The sequence below is a fragment of the Vibrio sp. SCSIO 43140 genome (genome assembly GCF_023716585.1).
Classification (GTDB): domain Bacteria; phylum Pseudomonadota; class Gammaproteobacteria; order Enterobacterales; family Vibrionaceae; genus Vibrio; species Vibrio maritimus_B.
The window spans coordinates 1,172,886-1,199,347 of the sequence record NZ_CP071850.1; the positions used below are offsets into that span (position 1 = coordinate 1,172,886).

At 43.6% G+C, this 26,462-nt stretch carries 26 protein-coding genes; 16 read left to right on the forward strand and 10 right to left on the reverse strand.

All coding sequences use genetic code 11. The features are described 5' to 3' along the window. Window positions 1-26: 26 nt before the first annotated feature. Both J4N45_RS05555 and J4N45_RS05560 read left to right on the forward strand, forming a co-directional pair. Window positions 27-233: a hypothetical protein gene (locus J4N45_RS05555; protein ID WP_252014002.1), complete on the forward strand. Its 207-nt coding sequence runs from the start codon at window positions 27-29 to the stop codon at window positions 231-233. Window positions 234-660: 427 nt separating this feature from the next. Continuing rightward, window positions 661-1,686, forward strand: coding sequence for a hypothetical protein (locus J4N45_RS05560; protein WP_252014003.1), 1,026 nt, complete (start codon window positions 661-663; stop codon window positions 1,684-1,686). Between the two features lie 469 nt (window positions 1,687-2,155). Here J4N45_RS05560 and J4N45_RS05565 read toward each other — a convergent pair whose 3' ends face one another. Continuing rightward, complete coding sequence (locus J4N45_RS05565; protein WP_252014005.1) at window positions 2,156-2,470, reverse strand: helix-turn-helix domain-containing protein; 315 nt, start codon at window positions 2,468-2,470, stop codon at window positions 2,156-2,158. 104 nt (window positions 2,471-2,574) lie between these two features. Here J4N45_RS05565 and J4N45_RS05570 point away from each other — a divergent pair, with 104 nt between their 5' ends. From J4N45_RS05570 to J4N45_RS05580, 4 genes are all read left to right on the forward strand, one after another. Beyond that, complete coding sequence (locus tag J4N45_RS05570) at window positions 2,575-3,105, forward strand: VspR family transcription factor (RefSeq protein ID WP_252014006.1); 531 nt, start codon at window positions 2,575-2,577, stop codon at window positions 3,103-3,105. Continuing rightward, window positions 3,099-4,478 carry a DEAD/DEAH box helicase gene (locus tag J4N45_RS05575; RefSeq protein ID WP_252014007.1) on the forward strand — a complete coding sequence of 460 codons (1,380 nt, stop codon included), beginning with the start codon at window positions 3,099-3,101 and terminating at the stop codon, window positions 4,476-4,478. Before J4N45_RS05570 ends, J4N45_RS05575 begins: the two co-directional genes overlap by 7 nt. Before the next feature lie 144 nt (window positions 4,479-4,622). After that, complete coding sequence (locus J4N45_RS27245) at window positions 4,623-4,814, forward strand: MbcA/ParS/Xre antitoxin family protein (protein ID WP_353505878.1); 192 nt, start codon at window positions 4,623-4,625, stop codon at window positions 4,812-4,814. 287 nt (window positions 4,815-5,101) lie between these two features. Beyond that, the gene (locus tag J4N45_RS05580) at window positions 5,102-5,389 is read left to right on the forward strand and encodes a hypothetical protein (RefSeq protein ID WP_252014008.1); all 288 of its coding nucleotides are present in this window, start codon (window positions 5,102-5,104) and stop codon (window positions 5,387-5,389) included. Window positions 5,390-5,766: 377 nt separating this feature from the next. Here the strand turns inward: J4N45_RS05580 and J4N45_RS05585 are convergent, their stop codons facing one another. Beyond that, window positions 5,767-6,609: a hypothetical protein gene (locus J4N45_RS05585; protein ID WP_252014009.1), complete on the reverse strand. Its 843-nt coding sequence runs from the start codon at window positions 6,607-6,609 to the stop codon at window positions 5,767-5,769. Window positions 6,610-7,532: 923 nt separating this feature from the next. Here J4N45_RS05585 and gapS1 point away from each other — a divergent pair. Both gapS1 and J4N45_RS05595 read left to right on the forward strand, forming a co-directional pair. After that, window positions 7,533-9,146, forward strand: a complete 1,614-nt coding sequence (gapS1, locus tag J4N45_RS05590) for a GapS1 family protein (protein ID WP_252014010.1) — start codon at window positions 7,533-7,535, stop codon at window positions 9,144-9,146. A gap of 232 nt (window positions 9,147-9,378) precedes the next feature. Then, a complete protein-coding gene (locus J4N45_RS05595; RefSeq protein ID WP_252014011.1) occupies window positions 9,379-10,293 on the forward strand; it encodes a DUF2971 domain-containing protein in 915 nt (304 codons plus the stop codon). Window positions 10,294-10,706: 413 nt separating this feature from the next. On the opposite strand, the gene J4N45_RS05600 is transcribed toward J4N45_RS05595, so the two are convergent. The 6 genes from J4N45_RS05600 to gap all read right to left on the reverse strand — a co-directional run bounded on the left by J4N45_RS05600 (window position 10,707) and on the right by gap (window position 17,208). After that, window positions 10,707-12,581 (reverse strand): BCCT family transporter, encoded by a 1,875-nt coding sequence (locus J4N45_RS05600; protein ID WP_252014013.1) that lies wholly within the window; start codon window positions 12,579-12,581, stop codon window positions 10,707-10,709. Between the two features lie 90 nt (window positions 12,582-12,671). Beyond that, on the reverse strand, window positions 12,672-13,046 hold the full coding sequence (locus J4N45_RS05605; RefSeq protein WP_234494122.1) for a hypothetical protein: 375 nt from the start codon (window positions 13,044-13,046) through the stop codon (window positions 12,672-12,674). Between the two features lie 159 nt (window positions 13,047-13,205). Then, a complete protein-coding gene (locus tag J4N45_RS05610; protein ID WP_252014015.1) occupies window positions 13,206-14,186 on the reverse strand; it encodes a ChaN family lipoprotein in 981 nt (326 codons plus the stop codon). 105 nt (window positions 14,187-14,291) lie between these two features. Further along, the gene (gene rlmA, locus J4N45_RS05615) at window positions 14,292-15,101 is read right to left on the reverse strand and encodes a 23S rRNA (guanine(745)-N(1))-methyltransferase (protein ID WP_252014017.1); all 810 of its coding nucleotides are present in this window, start codon (window positions 15,099-15,101) and stop codon (window positions 14,292-14,294) included. 88 nt (window positions 15,102-15,189) lie between these two features. Continuing rightward, the gene (locus tag J4N45_RS05620; RefSeq protein WP_252014019.1) at window positions 15,190-16,074 is read right to left on the reverse strand and encodes a D-hexose-6-phosphate mutarotase; all 885 of its coding nucleotides are present in this window, start codon (window positions 16,072-16,074) and stop codon (window positions 15,190-15,192) included. Between the two features lie 138 nt (window positions 16,075-16,212). Further along, window positions 16,213-17,208 (reverse strand): type I glyceraldehyde-3-phosphate dehydrogenase, encoded by a 996-nt coding sequence (gene gap, locus J4N45_RS05625; RefSeq protein WP_004748683.1) that lies wholly within the window; start codon window positions 17,206-17,208, stop codon window positions 16,213-16,215. Between the two features lie 338 nt (window positions 17,209-17,546). On the opposite strand from gap, the gene msrB reads away from it, so the two are divergent. After that, complete coding sequence (msrB, locus tag J4N45_RS05630) at window positions 17,547-17,969, forward strand: peptide-methionine (R)-S-oxide reductase MsrB (protein WP_252014021.1); 423 nt, start codon at window positions 17,547-17,549, stop codon at window positions 17,967-17,969. A gap of 204 nt (window positions 17,970-18,173) precedes the next feature. After that, window positions 18,174-18,743, forward strand: a complete 570-nt coding sequence (locus J4N45_RS05635) for a hypothetical protein (RefSeq protein WP_234494118.1) — start codon at window positions 18,174-18,176, stop codon at window positions 18,741-18,743. Between the two features lie 103 nt (window positions 18,744-18,846). Here J4N45_RS05635 and J4N45_RS05640 read toward each other — a convergent pair whose 3' ends face one another. Further along, window positions 18,847-19,887, reverse strand: coding sequence for a polysaccharide lyase family 7 protein (locus J4N45_RS05640; protein ID WP_252014022.1), 1,041 nt, complete (start codon window positions 19,885-19,887; stop codon window positions 18,847-18,849). Between the two features lie 301 nt (window positions 19,888-20,188). Here J4N45_RS05640 and cmk point away from each other — a divergent pair, with 301 nt between their 5' ends. The 6 genes from cmk (at window position 20,189) to pyrF (ending at window position 25,610) form a co-directional block, all read left to right on the forward strand. Next, window positions 20,189-20,869 (forward strand): (d)CMP kinase, encoded by a 681-nt coding sequence (cmk, locus tag J4N45_RS05645; protein ID WP_042474328.1) that lies wholly within the window; start codon window positions 20,189-20,191, stop codon window positions 20,867-20,869. Between the two features lie 119 nt (window positions 20,870-20,988). Continuing rightward, window positions 20,989-22,659 (forward strand): 30S ribosomal protein S1, encoded by a 1,671-nt coding sequence (rpsA, locus tag J4N45_RS05650; RefSeq protein ID WP_234494116.1) that lies wholly within the window; start codon window positions 20,989-20,991, stop codon window positions 22,657-22,659. 195 nt (window positions 22,660-22,854) lie between these two features. Continuing rightward, window positions 22,855-23,139 (forward strand): integration host factor subunit beta, encoded by a 285-nt coding sequence (gene ihfB, locus J4N45_RS05655; RefSeq protein ID WP_042474330.1) that lies wholly within the window; start codon window positions 22,855-22,857, stop codon window positions 23,137-23,139. 219 nt (window positions 23,140-23,358) lie between these two features. Next, the gene (locus J4N45_RS05660) at window positions 23,359-23,640 is read left to right on the forward strand and encodes a LapA family protein (RefSeq protein ID WP_042474333.1); all 282 of its coding nucleotides are present in this window, start codon (window positions 23,359-23,361) and stop codon (window positions 23,638-23,640) included. 31 nt (window positions 23,641-23,671) lie between these two features. After that, entirely contained in the window at window positions 23,672-24,841 is a 1,170-nt protein-coding gene (gene lapB / locus J4N45_RS05665) for a lipopolysaccharide assembly protein LapB (RefSeq protein ID WP_252014024.1), read from the forward strand. A gap of 73 nt (window positions 24,842-24,914) precedes the next feature. Next, the gene (gene pyrF / locus J4N45_RS05670; RefSeq protein ID WP_128649861.1) at window positions 24,915-25,610 is read left to right on the forward strand and encodes an orotidine-5'-phosphate decarboxylase; all 696 of its coding nucleotides are present in this window, start codon (window positions 24,915-24,917) and stop codon (window positions 25,608-25,610) included. Window positions 25,611-25,658: 48 nt separating this feature from the next. Here pyrF and miaE read toward each other — a convergent pair whose 3' ends face one another. After that, window positions 25,659-26,429 (reverse strand): tRNA isopentenyl-2-thiomethyl-A-37 hydroxylase MiaE, encoded by a 771-nt coding sequence (gene miaE, locus J4N45_RS05675; protein WP_252014656.1) that lies wholly within the window; start codon window positions 26,427-26,429, stop codon window positions 25,659-25,661. Window positions 26,430-26,462: the final 33 nt, after the last annotated feature.

The following is a 26,462-nucleotide window of genomic DNA, read 5'->3' on the forward strand; positions in this document are numbered from 1 at the left end:
GCGCATCGGTCATGCGGAGTGGGTTTATGGGTTTATATGAGAAAGGCCAGCGAAATCGCTCAGAAGAAGATGCAATGCTTAATGCATCTGGCTCTCTGTTTGAAGTACGTTTTGCGCAGGAAGCTGCAAAATCGTGGAGAAGAATAATCTTTTTAGCGATCGTAGCAGTTCTTCTCTTAGTATTACCCGCTCTTGGTTCGATTGTACGAGCAGTGGGGGCGCTATTTAACTAGCCCTCATTCAGTACCTAGAGTCAACACTAAAATCGACGCTTTGAATATCATCAAAGTTAATCGACCAAGGAAAAACTGTCGGAAGACAATATATTTTGATCGATTCCAATAAAGATTGATCATTTACAATAAAGTTTGTCACTTTTCCTCTATTAGTCCACTTGGCAGAGGTTATGTGTGCCGGCGATGGTAAACACGCCTTTGCCCTGTTGTGTGCCAAAGTCTATTAAGCCTGTCTTCTGATATGCGTCACATGACTTAGTTTCTTTAATGTCTATGACTAGCGCGATGAAATGGAGAAAACAATACTTACTGAAAATGGGGCTTTACTAATTTCATTTATTGAGAACATTTATTTTTGTGCCGTTGGTGTTATCATCAGCTCATCAAAAATAACTATTAACTAATTTTGTTAAGGAAAACTATAATGTCTAACAATGTCAAACTATCGGCTATTGCGGCGTGTATCATTCTCGTTGGGTGCGCAGCAAAACCATACAACGCTGGCCAATATGCACTTGATAATCAGCGTCTAACTTCTGAAACGTCGTTAGAGGCTGCTGAACCTAATGAGCAGTTTTCTGATGCAATGAAAATTATGTATGATTTTTCACAATACGAGGTTGATTACAAGAATAATTTAGACCAGCCATACATAAAAGAAGGCAGTTCATTTAAGGACGTTATGAGTCTTGGTGGGACTGTAGGGTTACTTTTCTCTGGAGCTGCTACGGCTGATGTTTTAAGTTTCGGGTTTGGTACTAGTTATAAAAAGAGTATATATGATGGATATACACAGAACCTTTATATACGTTACGTTTCTTTACAAGACAACATTTCCCCGATTGAGTTGAATGGCTTAATAGAAAATCACAGAAAAGAAATGGCTAGCAATATTGCTTCTGCATATCTAGAGGAAGGAACAGACGTTAAGTTCTTTTCTCCTCAGAAAAAAGAATTCGTTGATAGTGCCGAGTTTGACGGGACCCTATTCGTAATCCCTGCTTTTCAAGACACTGGCATAGGATCTAAGTTATGTAGAAAACAGGGCGTAGAGTTAGAAAATTATCTTAAAAAACGCGGTTATGTCTATGGTGGGAATTGTTACGCATTAACAGAACCATATTCATTTAACCACACACCGGAAGTACGGACAATTGATGATAACTCTAATTTTGTACCTTTAAGAAATCCTCAATCAAAAAAGTATGTTGTTTTGTATAGTTATCTTCCTGATGACTTCCCAATGGGTTATCTGAACAGCGACTATAGAAGTGACTTTGTTTATAGACCTTCTTTCATGTGGCTTGAGAGTAAATTAGAGTATATTGAAGTATACTCACCTGAAGTAATGACGGAACGATTAAAGAGCAAGCATATAACAGATGGCCCGACATTAACCAGCTTGAAAACAAAAGTAGAAATTCCGTTCCACTATCAATTAAGGAATTGAACTGCCGAGAGAATTAAATAGTTGATTGGTGTGTTGCAAACGTGATGACTGAAAGCAGAGGCAAAGCGATTAATATTGCTTTGTCTCTCAAGTTCTACACCCCGACCCTATTGCTGATAAATTCTGTATTTACACCCTTTCAAATGAAGTGACTTAGAGTCATCTAAGATGATTGAAGCAACTCTGATACCTTAATACATAGTAAGCTAGTGTCGCTCGAGAAAGACCGCCACTATTGTGTCTCAGCATCTTTTCGATATGGTATTTTCCTGTAAGACTGCACACCGACTTAAGCGAGTTTTGCCATACTTGTACTAATTTAATCTTTGCTACATTAGCGATACTTGAAATTATTTTTGTCCAATTGTGAGTTGCGATACCAACAGGTTGACAATACCAACAGGTTGACTTGTACGATCTAGTCGTGACTAGCAAGCGGAAGTGTATGATCGAGTGTGAGGTACTACACCTAACTATACTCGGAACCGCTCAACTTATTGATAAGCTCTTGCCTCTCCTCTTCGCTCAATTTCGCAATCAAGCAAGCTAACTTGGCGGAGCTTTCTTCCTCACAAAAGAAATAGTTCAAAGGAACACCAAGCTCGTCAGCAATGAGTTTTAGAGTCTGTATATCAGGAGTGTGTTTACCTTTCTCATACTGATTCATTCTGGCACTTGCCGAGCCTTCATCCATACCTATCTGCACCCCCAAGGCTTTCTGGGAGAGTTTGGCTTTTTTGCGTGCTTCTTTAAGTCGCGACGGGATTGGGCTAGTAAATGACATTTTCGGTTCATGTGTGAAAACCTACGGTAACTAAGATTTTCTTAGTTTTGTCGATTTCTGTATACTAAGCAATCCTTAGTTTTTTGGTTTTGCATGAGTTGTAAATGAAACGTTCGACGAAAATCAGTGCGATTATGCACAAGTTATTGATTGAAAAAGGCATGGATGGTTTTTCGGTTATTGAACTACGCGACGCCTCGCTTTCTGTAAGTGATCTTAGGAAGGAGCCTGATGAGGCAAGAAAAAGACTCTACAGACAGATCCTTCGCTTTGTGAGAAACGGTTGGCTTCAAAGTGAAGGAGAAGGGCGAGATAAAAGATACTTTCAAACGGAACTGTTCCGCTCTCTTAATGTGAAGCCCAAAGTAGGAGGTGAGATTGTCACCTCTCCAGTGCAGCCCTCTTCAGATTACTCAATATTGCGCCATGAGCGAAACCAGTACAAAGCTGAGTTAGAGATTGTTCTGGGTGAGATCGATGAATACCAATCGCTTAATCGTCGTTTCCCTGAACTGGAATCAAGGCTCAACCCTATGTTGCAACAAGCGAGAGATCGCTCTGCACATCTATTTGGTAAAGTGAACGTGCTCACCAACGTGATTAACTCCATCTCTTCGGATGTCACCGAATGTTGAGAACATGGCAGCAAGAATGCTCTGAAAGAGCGATACAAAACTACAAGAACGGGCAGTACCACTTTTTTTGCCAAGCTACTCCAGGGGCAGGGAAAACGGTATTGGCAGCAACTATTGCCTCCAGGTTGTTGGAGGATGATATGGTTGACCTTGTTTTGTGTTTTTCACCGTCGTTAACGGTATCAGATGGGATAAAAAGAACCTTTTCAAAAGTTCTCAATTGCACTTTTAATGGTGGTTTAGGCTCGATTGGACAGTCGCTAACCTACCAATCCATTCAGTTTCTCAGCGAAGAGTTTTGGCAGACACTACGTAACTATAGAGTGTTTGTAGTGTTCGATGAGATACATCATTGCTCTGGTTCTGAGTATGAAAAAGCGAATGTTTGGGGGCAACAGATCCTAACCAAGATTCAGGGACTGGCTACCTTCAGCCTAGCGCTTTCTGGTACACCTTGGCGTTCAGACGCATTACCGATAGTGATGGCGCAGTATAGCAACCCTGAAGGGCAGATCTTGGTCGACTATCAATACACTCTCAAGCAAGCAGTCGCTGACCATGTTTGTAGAGCACCACGAATAGTACTCGCAGACAATGAGCACTTGTCGGTAACTAAGGATGGAAAAGCAGAGTCGTTCTCATCGATTCTAGAGATGCTAAAGCAAACTAAGGCCTCTTATCAGAGCGTAATACACAATCAAGAGGCAATGGAATACCTGCTGGGGCTTGGATGTCGAAAGCTTGCAGAGATACGTACTCAAAATCAGGATGCAGGAGGACTAGTCGTTGCCTCTTCTGTTCAACACGCTCAAGAGATAAAAAGGATACTTTTGGAAAAGTATCAACAAACAGTCTCTATAGTGACCTATCGTCACGAAGAGCCCTTAGCTGAGATTGAACGATACCGGAAGGATAGTACTCAGTGGATAGTCAGCATTGGGATGATTAGTGAGGGTACTGACATTCCTAGGCTGCAAGTCTGTTGTCATATGAGCTCGGTTAAGACAGAGCTCTACTTTAGGCAAGTTCTAGGACGGATTCTACGAGTGAATCATGCCTTGAACCAACAGGCTTGGTTGTTCACTTTCGCAGAGCAGAGTTTGATAGATTTTGCTGAGCGGATAGAACAAGATATTCCAGAGTCTTGTATATTTGTTAGAGCGGACACTCCCGAAATATTTACAGCAAGTGATTCAGAGCGAAAGGTGGCTGCTAACGGCTGTAATGCCGATTCAGCAAGTAGCAATACTGATCTGAGATGGGATGGTGTCGCTGAGCGTGGTCGCACGGTAACTGGCGTCATTAGCCTTCCTGACGAGGTTCAGTTTGGTGGGTTCAAGCAGCGTATTATTTCAGCGTTTCAAACAGTCTAATGTTGGATACCTTTGGTATCAGCCTTCGCCCACTCTGGAGCAAGTTAGAGTGTGATTTACTGACTCTCCTCAGCTTCAATTGTGTCAGAACTTTATCTATCAGGTATACTTTTGAATCATAGTTATTTGTTGAGGTAAGCCAGCATGTGCAAAACACTCTCGTCTGAAAATAGCGACATTCGAACGTTAGCACTTGAAGTTTTTGGAAGTGACTCGTTGGCTGAAGAATGGTTGCAAAAACCCATTCCAGCTCTGTCAGGATGCAAACCAAGCGACTTAGATCATGATCAGCTAACGCAGTTATTAAATAGCCTTAAATATGGTGATTTCAGTTAGAAAGTTGACCCGCCTTTGAAGTCATTTTCGTGAAGAAATCACTTCTGTCTAGATTCGAGCTAGCTACGTCTGGCTAGCTCAGTTCTGCCCCAAACTTTGCTAGCTACAACCTCTTCCACTCAGTTGGTAAATTGGATTTTCCGTACTTCAACTAATCCAAGTGCTGTCGTGTATTTTATGTAGTGAGAAAGGTACACTGAAGCAGTCTACCGCGACGAATTTGACGGGCTCTGAGATGAACTATTTTGCAAAGGACCCCTTCTAGGTAATCTAAACCTGGAGGGTAAATGAAAAAACTCAAGCAACAGTACCGAAGCCATATCAAGGTGCATGGCACTTATCTATGGGATGTGTACCCGAGTGTGCGTAGCGGAACACATAAGCCCTTTTCAACTAAGCAGGAGAAAAGCTACTTTTTCCTACACAAAGTTGAGTATCGTGGATATCCAATCAAACTGCGAGTAGCTAGAGGGAAAGCACTAGCTGATCCGTGGGGTGATTATCCTGTGTACGTATACCACGTTGCGAAGTGCTGGAAGCATAATTCGAGAAGACGCTACCAGTACTACAAATAAACACAATTAAGCCTCGCTATTGCGGGGCTTCTTTATTGTCCGTCAGCTTATTTACTTTGGAGCTATTAGCAAGAATGTGACACCAAGTTGAACTGCTTCCGTTATTTAATAATCCATATAGTGATAATTTTAGCAAGTCATGTAAATTTTTATACAGCTCTACATTACAATATTAACTTAGTGCTTCTCTCCATTGCTTAGATATATGAATTTCTTTCCTTCAGAGAACTAAGATAATTATTGATTTGGTCCGAATTACTTCGGACAACGCGAATCTAATTTGAGTTTTGAATACTTACAAGTAAGATCTCCGAATTTTAACTTCAAAACCCTTTCGATTCACGCCGCATTCATTGCTGTAAGACTTTATTGGTTCGTTACTGTGGAATACGCTGTGTTGCGTCTATAAGCTCTTGAATAAAGTCCGGAGCGCGGTCTGGCACTGTGGACTCATCCTGCTCATGCTTGGGCTCGATCGTTGCATATTTAATTGACGTCATGAACTGATCGAACATCTTATTGTGGACCTTAAACTTTTTGGCTTGGACATTGTATTTATTTGCCATCACGGGGTCAGTACTACCCGCCGCATAATCAAACCAACCAACTTGTATACCGTTAACGTAGCGATTTTGTGATACTCTAGCATCACTGAGGTACGTATCTGATAACTTCCCCTCATTTTGGTTCGATGTTCGGTACCATGATTGCCCAAAGTTCTGGAGCCTGAATGTGGTGAATACTCCTTCATTTTCAGTATCAACCAAAGCCATCAACTGCCTGCTTCCATCTAACGCAGTGGTCGATGTAAACATAGCATGCATTATACCAAAGCACTCTTCGTGAGATGCATACTCATAGTCCCAATTCTCATGTGCTCCATCGCGGTCGATAGACGTGGTGTATTTGGCATACACAGTATTCGCATAACTGCAGTTCTCGGGATCAACCTTTGGTTCCTCGTAAGAAATTATAGGAGATGGTGTGCGCTGCACAACCAATTCTGGCTCTGGAATTATCGGCGTATCGGGCACGAACTGTTCAGGCTTAGCTGGTGTCATCGTCAATATTGGAATCGATTCTGAAGGCGAAGTAACTTCAGGTGTTTGGACGGCGGGCGCTTTTCTTGGCGGAATAGCCACAACTTCATTCGATGAATTGGAACCATTACCGCCACCACAACCTGCAAGGATCGCTAACGCTAAAACTGATAAAATCATATTTTTCATATAAATACACCTAGTTTGATTGTGCGGTGTTATAAATTGCGCGGCAGCCAGTTATTATCATTAGACCTATGGTTCACAACCAGTTCGCTTAAATACCATCACACCTTTGAACTTGAGTTCGTCATATACGCATATATTGTTGGTTTTGCGCTGAGATACTCTTTATTTGATAACTTCAGTCTATATATTCGCTAGTTTTTTATTTGTAGGAAAAGCCTTAAAAAGTGCGAATGATACTGACTAGTTAACTGGCTTATTCTGCACGTGATACCCCACCTTAAAACAAGAAAAGACACACTACTTCCGTATTACAGTTCTTATCGGTATTGTTTGGTAATATCACGGAGTGATGTGTGATTGACTACGTAAATCATCATTCTTTTTCTCTGTTTCGTGTCTCGCCAATGGAGAATATTACGTTAAGTGATAGGTAGCAGCACCCAGAATATACAAGAACTGTAGGAGATCGTGGCATGGTTAAAGATCCTAAAGGTGTAGATACTCCCGGTCGTAAGCTCGTGTTAAGCAAATTTGACTCAATTAAATAGGGTAATCTATCGCTTACTAACAGTGTTGAGTTATACAATGCTTGTGTTCAAACACGCGGATACACCAAAGTGCCTCGGAGCTGACTCGATGGAGTGAGCGTTGATACGGTTATTGATAGTGAATGACTCCTGGCAATTGCTAACAATGGCTGTAACGAGGCGATAACCGTAACTCAGTTTTGCCCCAAAGTGATTTAGAGTCACTTTTGTCATGTCGGATTAATTCGTTACTTGCCCAAATTTTGGTAATGAATCAATATGTGCCTAGTTTACTAGGCATTAGGTCATTCTAAGCCAACTGATTTGTTGGCTGCTCTAAAGTAGACGAATTTACTTGCCACTGTGCTGCGAAGAGACTTAGTAATCATGACATTTGATAAAGAAGCATATAGAGTACGCCGCTCCATTAAAAGCTACACAACCGAATCTGTAGTTCAACACCTATTGTCCCGTCTTCACACAGACTTCGGCAAAGGTATAGATCAGGCTCGTTCCGCTCCTTGGGTTACATGTCTGGCTTTAGACTGGACTCTCGAACTAGAACCAGAGGGTTATGCATCTGAAGCTTCAAAGGAAGATGTTAGCAAGATTCTCGACAGGCTATGGTCGTTGCAGTCAGTCGCTTCTAACCTAGATGGAGCGGACAACATTTGGCTCTCACTCAGGGCATTTATACTGCCTCAGATGCTTTTTCAGCAGGATCAACGTTTACACCTTTACTTTTTCACGCGCCTTTACACGATTATGTGCTCTGAAGGAGCAAGCGCGTCGTTCAAAGATAACTTTAAACAAGAAGTTGGGGTCGAGTTACAAGACTTCTTTGTGTTCTCACTGCACTTTGCCGCTATGTTTTTGGAGAGACCCTCTAGCTTTATTTCGTATTCTGACCTTGTCTGCAGGTTAAATCCTGCGTTTGATATCGACTCCATACGTAAGATGTTAAAAACGCTGGGCGCAAATCCGCTAGACATGAGGCAAATAGCTCAAGAAAAACGTGCGGAAAGAGGAGAGCTTCGTGCAGTAGAGTACTTTTCTGAACCAATGCTGATCTCTCGCCCATTGCTACTACTTCAAAACGGAGTATCTGCTGTCCACTCATACATAGCAACCATAGGTGTCAGCGAGTTTGTTCTTCGAACTCTTAAGAGAGCAGACGCTCAGGGTTTCAAGAAAAAATTCGGATCTGCTTTTGAGGACTACATTTCAGAACTACTTGCCGCATACGACAAAAATATCGTCCGTGAAGCTACTTTGAAAGAGTTTTACCGATTAAAAGGTGTCAACAATAATGCTAAGGTGGCTGATTTTTTAATACAAGAAGGAGACAAATGCATCTTTGTTGATGCAAAAGCGATTGAGCCGAATGAGCGTATCCTAGTTACTGATAGCCCCAGAATGGTGAAAGATAGACTCAAAGGAACGATTATTCATGCTATGAACCAAACAGGGAAGTGCTCGGAAATACTTGAAGAAAACGGGTACGATAGTCTACCTGAAAAAAACAAGAGATACTCTCTAATAATCACACACCAAGATTTTTACATGGGTAGCGCCATGAAGCTAGTAGAGTATTTGGGAGATGAGTTTGAAAACAGGGTTTATGAAGCCTTAAATGATCAAATTTCGATAGAACACGCACACTTCTGCTGCATAACTTCCTTTGAGAGTATGCTTGATGTATGTAATCAAGCAGAGACTCAATTGTCCGACTTCCTAGACTACTGTGCTGAAAAAGATGCACAGCAAGCCACTTCACGATTTGATATGCGCCAGCATATCAACGAGTACGGCAAACTTCATAAAGTTGAGAGAGCCAATCCCCTTGGTAGTGAGAAGCTGATTAGCGACTTTAATAGGCTACATGATGAACTCATGGGGAAAATCGAGGATTCTAGGCGGCACTGGAGTATGGGTATAGCGAAAGTACCAGAGTTGTTAGCAAAGACGGCTAAGCTCGAAACACTAGGTCACGACGCATAGTTTTTTAGCAAGTGGCTAGCTAGCACATTCAAACCATTACCGATGTTAGACTTAACTTAGCAGTGCATTAAAATTTGAGTCCATATGACTCTGACAGCCATGAGATTAGGTATAACTGATGGCCAAAGTAAAAAGTAGATACCCCAAATTTTTAACCAAACAAATAGCTTTTTAGTGTTGCGAGTTTATGAAAATAAAATTGTATAAGTACACACCTCATATTGAGAGTTTCTTGAATACTCCAATGTTGAGGGCAACCAGAACGAATGATCTGAATGACCCTTTTGAACTAAAACCAAATCAAGAGCTGATTGAATCGTTCGTCACCAATGAAGCACCATCAGAAATTGCATTGAGTTGGCTTGGTGGTAGTCAAGGCTTTGCAGAGTTCAAGCTTTCTTACAACAAAGGGATTGTTGCGTTGAGTGAGTGTCACGACAATCTGCTAATGTGGTCACATTATGCAGATGAGCACAGAGGTGGCGTCGTTGAGTTTACATTTGATTTAGATAGTAAAAGTCATGCAAGGACTCTTGTCCAGCGTGGTTTGTTTCGAGAACTTGCAGATAATAACTATCAATATGGTTTGGTTAGATACCGAAAGAGCCGAAGTATAGATCTGTCTTTGATTAACGGATGTGGCTATAAGTTGTGGGAGCAGATAGTTGACCAACTGGGGTTTATTAAGTCCAAGGACTGGATGTACGAAGAAGAGCACCGATTTTTGGTTGACATGAACTACTGCAATAAGACATACATTCCGGATAACGAATATTCAAGAGAAAGAATGAAGCTATTTGACGTATCTCTTGAGTCTGTTTCTGTTGGAGGTGCGAACTATATTGTTGTACCACCAGAGCACATTCTTAGGAAAAATGCCAAAAACAAGGAATGTGAGCCGCACTTAGATATATTTTGTCTTGATGGTTTTCCTGTGCGTACGGAATACTTGCAGTTTGTGGACATTAATCCAGAATGCGTTACAGGACTGTACCTCGGCGCTAAGATGAAGGATGAACAAGTTGAGTCGATTTTGAGTGACACCGCACGATTGGCAAAATTTAAAAACTTAAAAGAAAGTATTTATAAAGCAGAAATTCATGCCCTTCACTTTGATTTAGAGTTCAACCCCCTCACTTCGATTTGATATTTGCGATACTTGAAATAATCCGTGAAATTCTAAATTAGCACACTCACTAAAACAGAAATGTCCAAAAGTTTCTTACGCGGAGTTGTGGTTGCATGAGAGGCATATATGAAGCAACGGAGGATTGCTTGCTTGTATCGCAGAGCGCTGGATAGCAACAAAATGTCGAGAATTGTTTTGTTCGATTTGATGGTATAGTTGAGAATTTCGGGGTGATTTTCTCAGGTTTTGCTTAGGGAAAGGGCTTTTTGTTGAGAAACTCATGAACCCATTGGTATTGCTGGTCTCTCTCATGATTCATAAAAACAAAAATTAATTCTTGCATATCATCAACCATCCTTCGCGTTAGTTTCCCAAGAAGTTAAAAAAGCAGGTCTCAATAGACCTGCTTTTTTGTTATCAGACAACCGTGCTTAGGCTTCGGCACATACCTCGGTAAAGCGGGAGCGAGCCTCTTGCGCGGCCAATGAAGATTGCTCTTTTTGGTCTTGGGCTTCGCTGAGTGCCTGCAATGCAGCTTCAAGCTCTTGTTGTAGGTGATCAGGAATCGCTTTGCTCTCGTCTGTAGAGTGCTCTAACGCATACGCACGAATTCGCTTTTTCACCTTGAACAGGGCTTGCATAGCTTCTCTCTCCGCATCAGCTGCCATTTGAGCAATGTCGCGGCACTTTTCAAAGTTTGCGAGCGCTACCCCTTCATGTGACCAAGGGTCGAACTCCGGTAGATCTTCGATGTTGATGGTGGGCTCGACATAGTCTTCTTGGTGACGAATATCGAGCGTGGTTGCTTTCACTGCCGAGATCATCAGCATAACAGCAATACCAAGTAGCGGCAGACCACCAACGATAGCAGCAGTTTGCAGTGTGCTTAGCCCACCTAAGAACATCAACACAGCGGGCATAAAGCTGAGCGTGAACGCCCAGAACAAACGGTTCCAGCGCATAGGCTCTTGGGTAACATCCTTTTGTACTACGGACGCTAAGATGTAAGAAATAGAGTCGAAAGTAGTCGCAGTAAAGATGATACATAGCATGGTAAACAATAAAATGATGAACCATGAGAACGGCAGTTCTGACAACATTGAGAAGATGGCCTTTGTCGCGCCATGTTCATTTAGGATACCGACGATATCAAGCTGCCCTGATAGCTGGAGCGATAAGCCGTAGTTACCTAAGATGATAAAGAATAGGAAGCAGCCGCTTGATCCAAAGAACAGCGAACCTGCGACCATTTGTTTGATGGTTCTGCCTCGCGAGATGCGAGCAACGAATAGCCCCATACTTGGTGCAAATACGAGCCACCACGCCCAATAGAAAATAGTCCAATCTTGTGGGAAGTGAGTATCGTCGAAGCTGCCGTAGCCGCCAAATGGTTCAGCCCATGTCGCCATAACAAAGAAGTTCGACATCATTCGACCGATTGAATCTAAGCCTGTCTCCAAAATGAAGATTGTTGGACCAAGCAGCAAGACAATGGCAAGTAATAGCATCGCGCCCCAGAAGTTGATGTTACTGAGGATCTTGATGCCTTTTTCCATTCCTGCGAACGACGAGTAAGCAAAGATAGCTGTACATACAGCGAGAACACCGATTTGAGTATAAGTGTTTTGAGGTAAGCCAAACAGAACGCTCAACCCTTCACTAATCAGTGGTGCTGCTAAACCTAGTGTTGTTGCTGCACCACCAAGAAGACCAAAGATAAACAGCACATCGATGAGCTTGCCCACAGCGCCAAACGTGTGTTTCTCACCAATCACTGGGATTAGGGCACTCGAAACCTTAAGCGCTGGCTGCTTGCGGACATAAAAGAAGTAGGCAATCGGTAATGCAGGGATAAGGTAGATAGCCCAAGCGATAGGCCCCCAGTGGAAAATGCCGTAGGTCGCAGCCCAGCGAATGGCTTCCTCACTGCCTGGTTCTAATTGAAATGGAGGCGATTGGTAATAGTATGCCCATTCAATACAGCCCCAGTACAAAATGCTAGCACCAATGCCGCCGCAAAATAACATTGCAGCCCAAGAAGAGGTTTTGAATTCCGGTGCCTCGTCTGGGTCTCCCAGTTTGATTTGGCCGATGTCGCTAAAAATGATGAATACCATAAAGAAGAGAGCAGCGAGACCAAGTGCCAAATATAGGAACCCAAACTTATCGGTCATGATCAGTTTGGCTTGCGCAATAAGGTGTGCGCCTTGTTCAGGAAAGACTATCAGCGGAATGATGACAGTAAGTAATAATGCGATAGCACCGAAGAAAGTGGGCTTATCGATGAGTTTAAAGTAACGGTCCATAGGATCACATTCGAGTTAAAGAAAGCTTATTATCTTTTGACTCGAAGTGATCGCTCAAATCTCGTTATTTGTCGTCAGGACAAAGGGTAGTTAAGCGAGTGCGAGGATTAATGCACCGATGGTAACGGCAGCGGAAGCGTATTGCCCAAGTGAGTATGAGGTATCTTCTTGCTCTTTTAGGTCATCGGGATGATCCATGCCTAAAGCTCCGTGAGCAAAGGATTGAACGGATTTACCCATACCTTCCTCTTCTTTCGCGTTCGCTTTCTCATTCGATGCCGTTTTTTGTTCAGCTTTTGCTTCTTGTTCTAAAAGCGCCTTTGCCTGAGGAGAGATGGATACACTGTCGCCTTGTTTCACCGGCAAAGTGTTGCCACTTGTTTCTGCAGTTACAAGGTTAGACGTCAACGCTTTATTACCGAGCGACTGAGTCTGAGTTGGCAGGTTAGAATTGACGCTTTGCATAGCTATCTCCATTAGCGTTATCAATTACTATGTCGTCATTGATGGCAAAAACTTTATAAAAATTTCTCTGTGTGAGACATAGAACTGGTTAATGAAAGTTAGTCAAGCAATAAACAAGCCAATTGAATGGCTTGTTTATCTAAAAACACAAAACTGGGCTTAGTCACACGTTAGTGTGTCGTTGCGTTTGTGTAATCCTTGATATGCCTTCATACGGTTTTCTTGTTTTACAAAACGCACTGGTGGCTCAAGGACATGGAGCTGATAATCGGTTGAATCATTTGACACGCTGGTTACCGGTGAGATGACAACGACGTTGAGTTCAGGGTTTAGCAACTGGATCTGAGCGGCAGTACCCAGCCCTTGTTCAATATGAAACTTGCCCGCTACATGGAGTACTTGGCTGTTGTTATGTTGGTTTAGGTAATTGACGATACTCTCTGCCATTGTTGCATCCCACGTTAGCTGCGCTGCATACTGTTTTTCTGTCTGCGCTTTATCACCATGGTGCATGGAGGCCATAAACTTGTCCTTGTAAGGTGAGGATGACGTGTCTATCTGTGCGGCCACCAAAGCTCGCTTTTCGTCATCAAGCTTGTCGAGGTAGTCCAAGCCTTGTCTGCCAATACAACGGACAATGGGCTTAGGAGCGTTACTTGCAATAATAGGTAGGTTGGCTTGTTTAGCGAGTTCTACAAGCGGGCGATAATCACTTTCGTAGTTTGGCCAACCACCACCTTGTTTAATGAGCGTCTGTTCGCCTATTTCAGAGGCTAAGTACTCGTCGACAACGTTTTGATTATCTCGGGTGAACTGCTCCATAGAGAGAGCAAGACTCTCGTTTTCAAGTGCCAGTGCTTTTAGTAAGTCAGTTTGGAAACGGTGAATACCGCTGTGAGTATGCCACTCGCCAACCAGAATTACGTCCGCTTCTAAAAGCTCTGAAGGCAGACTATCGAGGTTCAGCGCTTCGCCGGATGGTGTATAAAGTTGATAGTCGTAAAACGACCTCAGAGGGGCATTCTGTTCTATTGAGGAGCCCTCGGAAAAAGAGGGTTGAGACGCTGATTGCTGAGGCGCATTTGATGAGGTACACCCAACGAGCAAAGTCAGTACAAGGGCAAGAGGGTAAGCTTTCATAATCGTTCTCTATAAAGAAAAATAGCCTTCATAGGAAGGCTATCTTGGAACTGATATGGTAATGGAGATTACGCTTTACCTCAATGCAATTGATAACTAATATCATTACATTTTGCGGTATGCTCGTACCATGAAGTCTGCTCGACAGTCGAAATGATCGGCTTTGCTGAGACTCTCTCTAAGTTCTTGATTCGCTTTCCATGCAAATGGCGTCATCTGTAACAAATCATACGCTTGTTGGCCACTAAGGTTCATGTTGTAGTCTAGTTTGTTTTCCGATACTAATTCAAATCCTTCGATCTCTTCAGCAGATTCGTCGTGTAGGCGCACGTCAGAGTAGATGAGTTCCCGCAACTCATACAGGTGGTGGCTACCCGGAGTCACAGTCAACATAATACCGCCAGTCTCGATACAGCGTTGAAGCTCTTCGTGCTTACAGGGTGCATAGATTCGAATAACGGCGGCTAAGCTAGCGTCAGAAAACGGTAGCTTGTGGCTAGAAGCAACACAAAAGTTAACCTTGTTGTAGCGCTTAGCACCATACCGAATGGCGACCTTAGAGATATCTAGACCATAAAAGCTTAGGTCTTCGCCTAGTACATCGGCAAAATAGCTAGTGTAATACCCTTCGCCACAACCGATATCGAGTACTGTGCCTTTGTTAGCGTTAAGAGTCGATTTCAGAGTGTCCGTCACCTTATCGCGCATCGGTGCGTAAAAATCATGCGCCAAAAAGGTACGCCTTGCCTGCATCATCTCCTTGTTATCACCTGGATCTTTCGAGCGCTTGTGTTGGACTGGCATCAGATTGACGTAGCCTTCTTTTGCTTTGTCGAACTGGTGATTGTTGCTGCAGCGATAGCTTCTATCGTCAAGAGTGAGCGGTTGCTGACAGAGAGGACATTGATATGACATAGGTTAGACTCGACGAAAATTTTCGTAAGTCTAACCATATCAAGGAAGGGAAGCAATTCAGTCGTCTGAATTCCTTTAGGTTGGCAGATTACTTGACGAAAATCTGTGTCGCCAACTCGTGGCTTTCACCCGGTGCAAGCTCTTTGCCAGCTTCCAGAGAGTCCGCATGAAGCGTAGACTCAATACAGAACATGCTGAGGTAGCCATCATTGTTCATGTCACCCATAGACTCTGCTCCTTGTTTCCAAGGGTTCCAAAGTACTGCTGAGTTGTGGCCGCTATTACAAACTGCCAGTTTGCGATTGAATGCATTGTCATGCAGCACGATTTCATCAGACGGTGCGGTGTAAACGCGGTCGATGGTATCGGTTAGGGTAAGCACTTCTTGGCCTTCACACACTTTGCCATCAAGTAGGCTATCAATGTAGCTAGAGCCCATGCCCGTGACTTCCATCTTCTCGATTTCACCTAGGTTGAGGTAGGTGTGGAGAGCGCCAGAGAAACGCCATGGAGCAGTGTCCGTGTTGGTGATGTTTAGAGACACATTTAATGAATCGCTTACTTCAACGTTCAAGACTAACTGGAATTTATGTGGCCAGATACTACGGGTAGCGTCACTGTCGGTGAGCCCAAGGCTAACAATCACACCCTGTTCATTTTCGCGGTGCTCAATGAGTTCCCAAGTACTGTTGCGCGCAAAACCGTGAGCTGGCGCTGCTACTCGGCCAAACCAAGGCCAACAAATAGGAATACCGCCGCGAAGCGCCGCTTTGTTATCGAAGATGGCGTCTTTGCTCATCCAAATCAGATCTTCTTGGCCTTCTGGCTTGAATGAAATCACATGGCCGCCGTGAAGAGAGATGGCAGCTGACGCTTTAGGATGAAGAACGCGAACCACCTTATTGTCACCAAGTTGAGTGATAGTGACATAGTCAGAGAGAACGGTCAGGGTAGGTAAAACAGACAAATCCATAGTGTAACTTCCTAGGTTAAGTCTCTGGTTCCTAGGGAGAGGGGATAGCTCCCAGGTGTCGATTGGACCCAGAAACAGATACTAAAAAGGCGACCCCAAGAGTCGCCTTTATTACAAATATTCAGCTAAAAGCTTACATTACTTAGAGATGTGAGCGATTAGGTCTAGAACTTTGTTTGAGTAACCGATTTCGTTGTCGTACCAAGATACAACTTTAACGAAGTTGTCAGTTAGAGCGATACCAGCTTTAGCATCGAATACTGAAGTTTGAACTTCACCGATGAAGTCTTGAGAAACAACTTGGTCTTCAGTGTAACCTAGAACACCTTTAAGAGCGCCTTCAGATGCTGCTTTCATAGCTGCACAGATAGCTTCGTAAGATGCACCGTTCTTAAGGTTAACAGTTAGGTCAACTACAGAAACGTTAGCAGTTGGTACGCGGAAAGCCATACCAGTTAGTTTGCCGTTTAGTTCTGGAAGAACAACGCCTACAGCTTTAGCAGCACCAGTTGAAGATGGGATGATGTTCTGAGAAGCACCACGACCACCGCGCCAGTCTTTAGCAGAAGGACCGTCTACAGTTTTTTGAGTAGCTGTAGTAGCGTGAACTGTAGTCATAAGACCAGATTCGATACCGAACTCGTCGTTAAGAACTTTAGCGATAGGCGCTAGACAGTTAGTAGTACAAGAAGCGTTAGAAACGATGTCTTGACCAGCGTAAGTGTCTTGGTTAACGCCCATTACGAACATTGGAGTAGCATCTTTAGAAGGACCAGTTAGTACAACTTTCTTCGCGCCAGCAGTGATGTGCTTACGTGCAGTCTCGTCAGTTAGGAAAAGACCAGTTGCTTCAGCAACAACGTCAACGTCGATTGCGTCCCATTTTAGGTCTTCTGGGTTGCGCTCTGCAGTTACACGTACAGTTTTGCCGTTAACGATTAGGTTACCGCCTTCAACTTCAACAGTACCGTTGAAACGGCCGTGAGTTGAATCGTACTTAAGCATGTATGCCATGTACTCAACGTCGATTAGATCGTTAATACCTACTACTTCGATGTCGTTGCGCTCTTGCGCTGCACGAAATACGAAACGACCGATACGGCCAAAACCGTTAATACCTACTTTGATAGTCATTATAGTTGCTCCACAACTTAATTTCTGTTTAAAGATAACTGGTAGTAAAATTACAGAATCCAGTCACTAACTTCAATAGATAATCGGAATTAATTTGTCTAAAGTCAAAAAAAAGTGTCGCTTTTCTTAACATTCGGTATTAAATGACGTTTTTTTGAACTTAGGTCGTGACTCTGTAATGATTTGCTTTATGTATTTAACCTTGAGGACAAGGTGAGTTAACATGTTAGACACACTTGAGTGGGTAATTGACAACAATGTGCTACAACCAAGTTTATTACACGTATTAAGTGTGCGCTGATTAAAATGTAGACAATAAAAAAGAGGGTGTAAAGGAGATGACTGGGGAAAACAAAAATAGAGCCAAGCCAGATGAATACTGGCGTGAGACCCTAACAGAAGAGCAATACCGAGTATGTCGACAGCAAGGCACAGAAGCCCCTTTCACTGGTACATTGCTCCACAACAAAGACACTGGACTGTACCACTGCACATGCTGTGAGGTACCACTATTTAACTCAGACAACAAGTACGACTCTGGCTGCGGGTGGCCTAGCTTCGATGCGCCTATCAACGAGTCTGCCATTCGTTATTTGGATGATACAAGTCACGGTATGATGCGTGTAGAAATACGATGTAGCGCATGTGATAGCCACTTAGGGCATGTATTTGAGGACGGACCACAGACAACAGGACAGCGTTTCTGTGTGAACTCAGTGTCGTTAATTTTCAACAAAAGTAATACAAACTCTTCTATTTAGATCAAGCCTGTATCATTCTTTCATTTCTTCGTCTTTATATAGGGTGGTTCATTGCCACCCTTATTACGTTACATCTAATATCAATTTTGCCCAGTTTTTGCTCTGTGATGACATTGCGACTGATACAGTTCATAAAATGCGCGGCCAACTATGACAATGCTCCGTATTGATATTCGAGAGCAGCAAACACAAGAAAGCGATGATATGAAAAATAGAATCCGTCACATTGCGACGTTAGCAATGTTTACTTTGACTTCTACCTTTGCGCTAGCGAATACAACTGCAGGCGGTGAGGAACAGTGGCAGATAGTTGAAGAAGACCAAAACAGTTCATCAACGACAGCATCAACGTCGACGAGCAGCAATCAAGCGGCACCGAAGCAAACTTCTAGCTCGAAACCGGCTTCTCGTTCGTCTTCCCGTAGTAGCTCAAATTCTGGGTTTAAAATTGGTATGGGTCTGGATCAAGGTCTGAGTATTGTTGGTCAAATAAACAATACAGTGAACTTTGCAATCGGCAACGACGGTATTGCCGCTGATTACATCTTTAGCCGCGGAAGCTTTAGTGGTGATGTACCGTTTAACTGGTACGCAGGTGTCGGTGGTCAAATCCAGCGCTCAGATAAGTTTGGACCGCGAGTTGCTCTGGGCGTTGAACTCCCATTTGCCAAAAACTGGGACGGTTACGCCCAGCTAACACCAAATTTGATGTTTGATAATAGTGATTTGAAACTTGGCATTGGTGCAGGTATCGGTGTTCGATACAGCTTCTAAGGGATACTTGCCTCTTATATATAGAAGATAAAAGAAAGGGAGCTCAATAGGTTATTGAGTTCCCTTTGTTATTCTTCGAGGTAGACGTTCTCGATATCGGTGTTTATTGATTTAGCTCTAACTGGTAGAAGCTTGCCTTAACGTAATCTCCAGCTTCCATACCGCGCCACTCACAAGAAGCGCTGCTCTTTTTCGTATTACACTGGTTATATGCGCCAGCTTTGAAATACATCCAAGTATTTCCGTAGCCCTGATCAACCTCATGTCCTTGATAGTTACCAGCTTTAAGGTCAACGTCGAAAGTCTTAACGACTTCGTTATCCGTACCAGGATTCTTAGTGAATGTAAGGTGCATCATATCGCCTTCGACATTGACACTGTATGAAAAGATTTCACCTAGTTTGATGCCATCTTTTGGATCTTCAGAACCTTGGCGTAGGTTGTATTCACCAAAAACGTTGTGGCGAATGTCTTTTCTCAGCTTTTTACCGTTTTCATCTTTTGCGTTTTGAAGATCTTTGGTTGGGTTCAGCTCATAGTTCCAAACTAATGAACCGTACTCATGTTCAGGAAGCTTACGATAAACGATTTTAAGTGGTTCATTTTTTGCAGCATGGATTTGACCGATAACGACACCAAATGCCCCATTATGGCTGTATTTGCCGCTTTCGCTGACTTGATCGACAGAAAGCGTCGCCTTTAGCTCGCCACCAATCGCACCGTATTCAGAGGCATTTGGGTGAGATGCAATAACGAAGTTATTGCTTGGCGCACCGTAATCCGTACCAAGCATCGCACGCAGTTCGCTTCGAGTGTTTTTACTGTTAGGAGTTGTAGGTGCATCGTTTGGTGCCACAAAAACCACCGCACCAGACTCTTTATCGGTGTAGAACCATTCTGGATGAACATAAGGCGTCTTCGTATCGCCAAGCTGCTCTTTTGCAATCTCGAGTGTTTTACCCTTACGTGGTCCTTCTGTCGTCAAAACCGGCAGATTGATCTTCCAGTTGGTCATGTCGAAGTTTTGTGCAGGTGCTTTGCTTGGGTCTAATTTGTATTGGGTAGCAAGCTCAGAACCTGTCGCTGCAACAGCAGAACCGGCAACAATGCTGGCAGCAAGTAACGTAAAGTGAAATGCTTTCATTGTGTATTCCTTCAGTAAGCAATCATTAATAGGCAGTGATAACGATGCTACTATAATATTGTATTACAATATTGTGACCTAGACGGAATAATCGTTATTTGAGTGTTTAAACGACGAAAGTGAGGTTTAATTTGTGATTGAGCCAACAGTTCATTTTGCTCCATCTTGTTCGCCTCGAAAAAACCGACCCCAAAGAAAATGGTAACTTTACGCTATTGGGTATATAATTCTGCGCCGTAAAATTAAGAACAATAATAAGTCGGTTGTTAAAAATTCGGCTTGTAACAACGTGGAGTAGAACATGTCCTTAAACTCACCAGTGATTACTGTGGATGGACCAAGTGGTGCAGGCAAAGGCACACTGTGTATGTTGTTGGCTGACAAATTAGGCTTTCACTTGCTGGATTCTGGGGCTATTTACCGCGTTTTGGCGTTAGCTGCTATTCACCATGGTGTTGATTTAGAGTCGGAGGATGCACTTGTTCCTTTGGCTATGCATTTAGACGTTCAGTTTGTTGCCGAGGGTGATCTTGTTAAGGTTATTCTAGAAGGCGAAGATGTATCTGGTGAACTTCGTAAAGAAGAGACAGGTAATGCAGCATCAAAAATCGCGGCTCTGCCACGCGTAAGAGAAGCGTTATTGCGTCGTCAACGTGCGTTTAACATCGAACCAGGATTGGTTGCCGATGGTCGTGATATGGGTACCGTCGTGTTCCCTGAAGCACCAGTAAAAATCTTCTTAGATGCAAGTGCAGAAGAAAGAGCGCAAAGGCGCTTTAAGCAGTTGCAACTAAAGGGTTTAGATGTTAGATTTGACGACCTTTTGAGCGAGATCGAAGAGCGAGACTACCGAGATCGTAACCGAGCGGTTGCACCTCTCCGTCCTGCTGATGACGCTCTAGTGCTAGATTCAACCTCGCTAAACATCGAGCAAGTGTTGGAAAAAGCGCTACAATATATCGAATCTAAACTCACTAAGTAGCCTTTAATAGGCAACGCTTGGTGGGCTTTGAACCGTTGGTCGCAAGGATGATGACCGACTAAATTATCAACCCCATGAGGTAGGATACCCATGGACGTTTACTTATTGAAGATTAAATAATGACTGAATCTTTTGCTCAACTCTTTGAAGAGTTTCTAAACGAAACAGAATTCCAACAAGGCAGCATCGTTAAAGGTACTGTAGTAGCTATCGAGAACGGTTTCGTTCTTGTTGACGCTGGTCTTAAGTCTGAATCTGCTATCCCTGCTGAACAGTTCAAGAACGCTGCTGGCGAACTTGAAGTTGAAATCGGCGCTGAAGTAGACGTTGCTCTAGACGCTGTTGAAGACGGTTTCGGTGAGACTCAACTTTCTCGTGAGAAAGCGAAGCGTCACGAAGCTTGGATCGTTCTTGAGAAAGCTTACGAAGAAGCTGAAACTGTTGTTGGTATCATCAACGGTAAAGTTAAAGGCGGTTTCACTGTTGAACTAAACGGTATCCGTGCTTTCCTTCCTGGTTCTCTTGTTGACGTACGTCCTATCCGTGACACTGCTCACCTAGAAAACAAAGAGCTAGAGTTCAAAGTTATCAAGCTAGACCAGAAGCGTAACAACGTAGTTGTTTCTCGTCGTGCTGTTATCGAATCTGAAAACAGTGTTGAGCGTGACGAACTTCTTGAGACTCTACAAGAAGGTACTGAAGTTAAAGGTATCGTTAAGAACCTTACTGACTACGGTGCATTCGTTGACCTTGGCGGTGTTGATGGTCTTCTACACATCACTGACATGGCGTGGAAGCGCGTTAAGCACCCATCTGAGATCGTTAACGTTGGTGACGAAATCCTAGTTAAAGTTCTTAAGTTCGACCGTGAGCGTACTCGCGTATCACTAGGTCTTAAGCAGCTAGGTGAAGATCCATGGGTAGCAATCGCTAAGCGTTACCCAGAAGGTCACAAGCTAACTGGTCGCGTAACTAACCTAACTGACTACGGCTGCTTCGTTGAAATCGAAGAAGGCGTTGAAGGTCTAGTACACGTTTCTGAAATGGATTGGACTAACAAGAACATCCACCCATCTAAAGTTGTTAATGTTGGCGACGAAGTTGAGGTTATGGTTCTTGATATCGACGAAGAACGTCGTCGTATCTCTCTAGGTCTGAAACAGTGTAAAGCTAACCCATGGCAGTCATTCGCAGAAATGCAAGCTAAGGGCGACAAAGTTACTGGTAAGATCAAGTCTATCACTGACTTTGGTATCTTCATCGGTCTAGAAGGCGGCATCGACGGTCTAGTTCACCTATCTGACATTTCTTGGAATGTTGCTGGTGAAGAAGCAGTTCGTGAGTACAAGAAAGGTGACGAGATCTCTGCAGTTGTTCTAGCTGTAGACGCTGAGCGTGAGCGTATCTCTCTAGGCGTTAAGCAAATGGAAAATGACCCATTCAATGCTTACGTTGCAGACACTAAGAAAGGTGCTCTAGTAAACGGTACTGTTACTGCAGTTGACGCTAAAGGTGCTACTATCGAACTAGAAGAAGGTGTAGAAGGCTACATCCGTGCTTCTGAAGTATCACGTGACCGCGTTGAAGATGCGTCTCTAATCCTAAGCGTTGGCGACAGCGTTGAAGCGAAGTTCACAGGTGTTGACCGTAAGAACCGCGTAATCAACCTATCTGTTAAAGCTAAGGACGAAGCTGAAGAGCAAGAAGCAATGGCTTCACTGAACAAGCAAGAAGAAGGCGCGTTCGGTAATGCTATGGCTGACGCATTCAAAGCTGCTAAAGGCGAATAATTTACGCCATTAGTGAAAAAGGAGCCGTAAGGCTCCTTTTTTTTGTTTTTATCTTTTGGAATTTTGGACTATTATCAATTTATACAGGCAGTTAGTGCACTGTTGATGTAAAATGTTAATAAGCCGCTGTCCGCTGAAGTACGAGACACCGAAGATAGAGACAATAAAGATAAAGAGTAACGAGGGTACCTACCTATGACTAAGTCTGAACTGATAGAAAGACTCTGCGCGGAGCAAACTCACTTATCCGCAAAGGAAATTGAAGATGCGGTAAAAGATATTCTAGAACATATGGCGTCAACACTGGAAGGTGGCGACCGTATTGAGATCCGTGGTTTTGGTAGTTTCTCACTTCACTACCGTGAGCCTCGTGTTGGTCGTAATCCAAAAACGGGCGATAAGGTTGAGTTGGATGGAAAGTACGTTCCTCACTTCAAGCCTGGTAAAGAATTGCGCGAGAGAGTGAACGAAAGTCTGTAGATACTCTTATCTGAATGAAACGGCATACTTTTTTAGTGTGCCGTTTTGCGTTTGAGTAGCAGGTAATAGGGAAGTTGATTACAACTCAGGCGAAGTGCTTTGAGGTTAGTCTAGATACTCTAAAATTGTCATGGTTTCTCAAGATTATTGCCAGAGACCATGGTGCGCAGAGGCAAATTCCTGCATAATCGACCTATCCAATAACTATGGCAAGAGCATATGAAAATCATAAAAATAATCCTACTCATCGCTTTATTCCTGGTGACGTTGGCACTAGGCTCTCAAAACCAAGAAGTAGTAAACTTTAATTACCTTCTTGCGCAAGGCGATTTCCATCTATCAACGTTGCTTGGCAGTGTTTTTGTTGTCGGCTTCGTCATTGCTTGGTTAATATTCGGCAGTTTGCACCTAAAATCTCAATTGACGGTACGTAAGCTGAAAAAACAGTTGGCTAAGCAAACACCAACTGAATCAAAAGAAGTCACAACGACTAACAGCTAACAAGAGAAAAGGATTAAGGTCTATATAATCAATGCTTGAGCTACTATTCTTGCTTTTGCCAATTGCTGCAGCCTATGGATGGTACATGGGCCAGCGAAGCGTAAAGCATGATCGACAAGAGCAATCGCATCAGATTTCTCGTCAGTACATGACGGGCCTTAACCTATTGCTTTCAGACCAATCAGATAAAGCGGTTGATCATTTCATCGAACTTCTTCAAGTCGATGATGAAACGATTGATACCCACCTTGCACTCGGTAACTTGTTCCGGTCTCGTGGCGAAGTTGACCGAGCCATCCGCATCCACCAAAACCTCATTTCGCGCTCTGGTTTGACAATCGAACAGAAGAACTTAGCTTTGCAGCAGCTCGCAAAGGACTATATGGTCTCTGGCTTTTTAGACCGAGCGGAAAAAATCTTTGTCCAACTCGTTGATGAACCTGAGCACAGAGAAGCCGCTCTGACTCAGCTATTAGCTATCTATCAGCAGACGAGTGAATGGAACAAAGCCATTGAAGTCGCGAACGCTCTATTGAAAATGGGAAAGAAGCGCATCAAAAACAGCATTGCGCATTTTTGGTGTGAGCTAGCCATGATCGAGAAAGCGGACGGTAATACCAATAAAGCCGTGCAGCACTTCAAGAAAGCATTGTCTGTCGACCCTCGATGTACTAGAGCAAGTATTTCCCTGGGCAAACTCTGTCTTGAAGACGAAGATTACGCGAAAACCGTAACCTACTTAGAGTCGGTGTTGGAACAAGATAAAGACTTCATTAGTGAAGTGCTACCAACCCTAGCCGAGTGTTATCATCATTTGGGTCAAGAGCAGGGGTTGGTTGAGTTTCTTAAAGCGAGTATAGAGAAAGGTGCGGGTGTATCAGCAGAGCTCATGCTGGCACAGCTTGTCGCACAACACGAGGGTACAGAGGCCGCTCAGGCGTTACTCACGAGGCAGTTAGTCCGAAGCCCGACAATGAAGGGCTTTTACCGCCTGATGGATTATCATTTGGCCAATGCCGAAGAGGGGCGAGCTAAAGACAGTTTGACCACACTTCAGTCTCTAGTGGGCGAGCAACTTAAAACCAAGCCGCATTATCGATGCCGTAAATGTGGTTTTTCGACCCATTCACTATATTGGCATTGTCCTTCATGCAAAGGATGGGGTACGATCAAGCCCATTCGAGGACTAGACGGAGAGTAATGGTCTCTGTCCGCAAAGAATTCTAATGCAGCACTTTTAGTGCTGCTTTTTTTAAGCAAAACGAGGAGCGAAAATGATTGACCAAAAAGTGATTGTTGCACTGGACTATGATAACCAAGCCGATGCATTAGCTTTTGTCGATAGAATTGACCCAAGCTCTTGCCGACTAAAAGTGGGCAAAGAGATGTTCACACTATTTGGTCCTGAGTTCGTTCGAGAACTACACAAACGTGGTTTCTCTGTGTTTCTAGATCTAAAGTTTCATGATATTCCGAACACATGTTCAAAAGCAGTTCGCGCAGCGGCAGAGATGGGTGTTTGGATGGTAAACGTACACGCAGGTGGCGGTGAGCGTATGATGACTGCGTCTCGCGAGATCCTCGAGCCTTACGGTAAAGATCGTCCACTACTAATCGGCGTGACCGTTTTAACCAGTATGGAACAATCAGACCTAGCGGGTATTGGTATTGATGTCGCACCACAAGAGCAGGTACTGCGTCTTGCGAACCTGACGAAAAACTCAGGTCTAGATGGTGTTGTTTGTTCTGCTCAAGAGTCGAGCATGTTAAAAGCGGATCTTGGTCAAGAGTTTAAGTTGGTAACACCGGGTATTCGTCCGGCAGGTGCAGCGGTTGGTGACCAAAAACGTATTATGACACCAGATATGGCAATCAAAGCGGGCTCTGATTACCTTGTTATTGGTCGTCCAATCACTCAAGCGGCAGATCCTGCTCAAGTGTTGGCAGACATTAATGCGTCGTTGAACTAAGCCTTCTTGGATGTAGAAAGCCAGTGTTTCTGACACTGGCTTTTTTGATCATGCTGGTATCCCGCTATGGAACTTAAAGTCGTCATCTCGCGAAGAGATTAACTCCGCTTCAACTTTTCCGAAAAACGCCACTCGCTCGCTGATATCGCCTCCCGCAACTTGCTCCGCGAGTGTGAGGTAGTCTTGATAGTGACGCGCCTCAGAGCGCAGCAGAGAGACGTAGAACTTAGAGATATCATCGTCCATAAAAGGCGCCAGTTTTGCGAAACGCTCACATGAGCGCGCTTCTATGTAGGCGCCGATAATCAGTTTATCTATAAGTGTGTTGGGCTCGTAGGTTTTCATATGGGAAAGTAGCCCTTTTGCATAGCGTCCTGCGGGGATAGGCTCGTACGGAACGCCTTTCTTTTCCATAATCTCAAGGACTTGATAAAAATGGTGCAGTTCTTCTTTGATCAAAAGAACCATCTTATCGATCAGATCTTGGCTGTACGGTGAGTCTGACTTAGCAATGATCGATTTCGAGATGTTGCTTTTACCTTTCAGGCTATCCATATTACCAATGCGACGGTACGCAAAATTTTCATAAGGCGTAAACCACTCAAAGAGCGTAGATGCGCTCTCTTTATCTACGGCGTACTTGCGAATCAAATACATGGCGGATTGACCCGCTTTAAGCTCACACAATAAGTGGTCGATAAGAATAACGGGTAGGTTTTCTGGACGTTTGGCTTCTTCAACCCACTCATCAGGGGTTGAGCACTGAAGAAAGCTGTTGATAGGCGCTAAGATAGCGTCGATTTGAGACTGACTGATCATGAGGTTTGTTTTCATTTTGCTAATTAAAAAGGG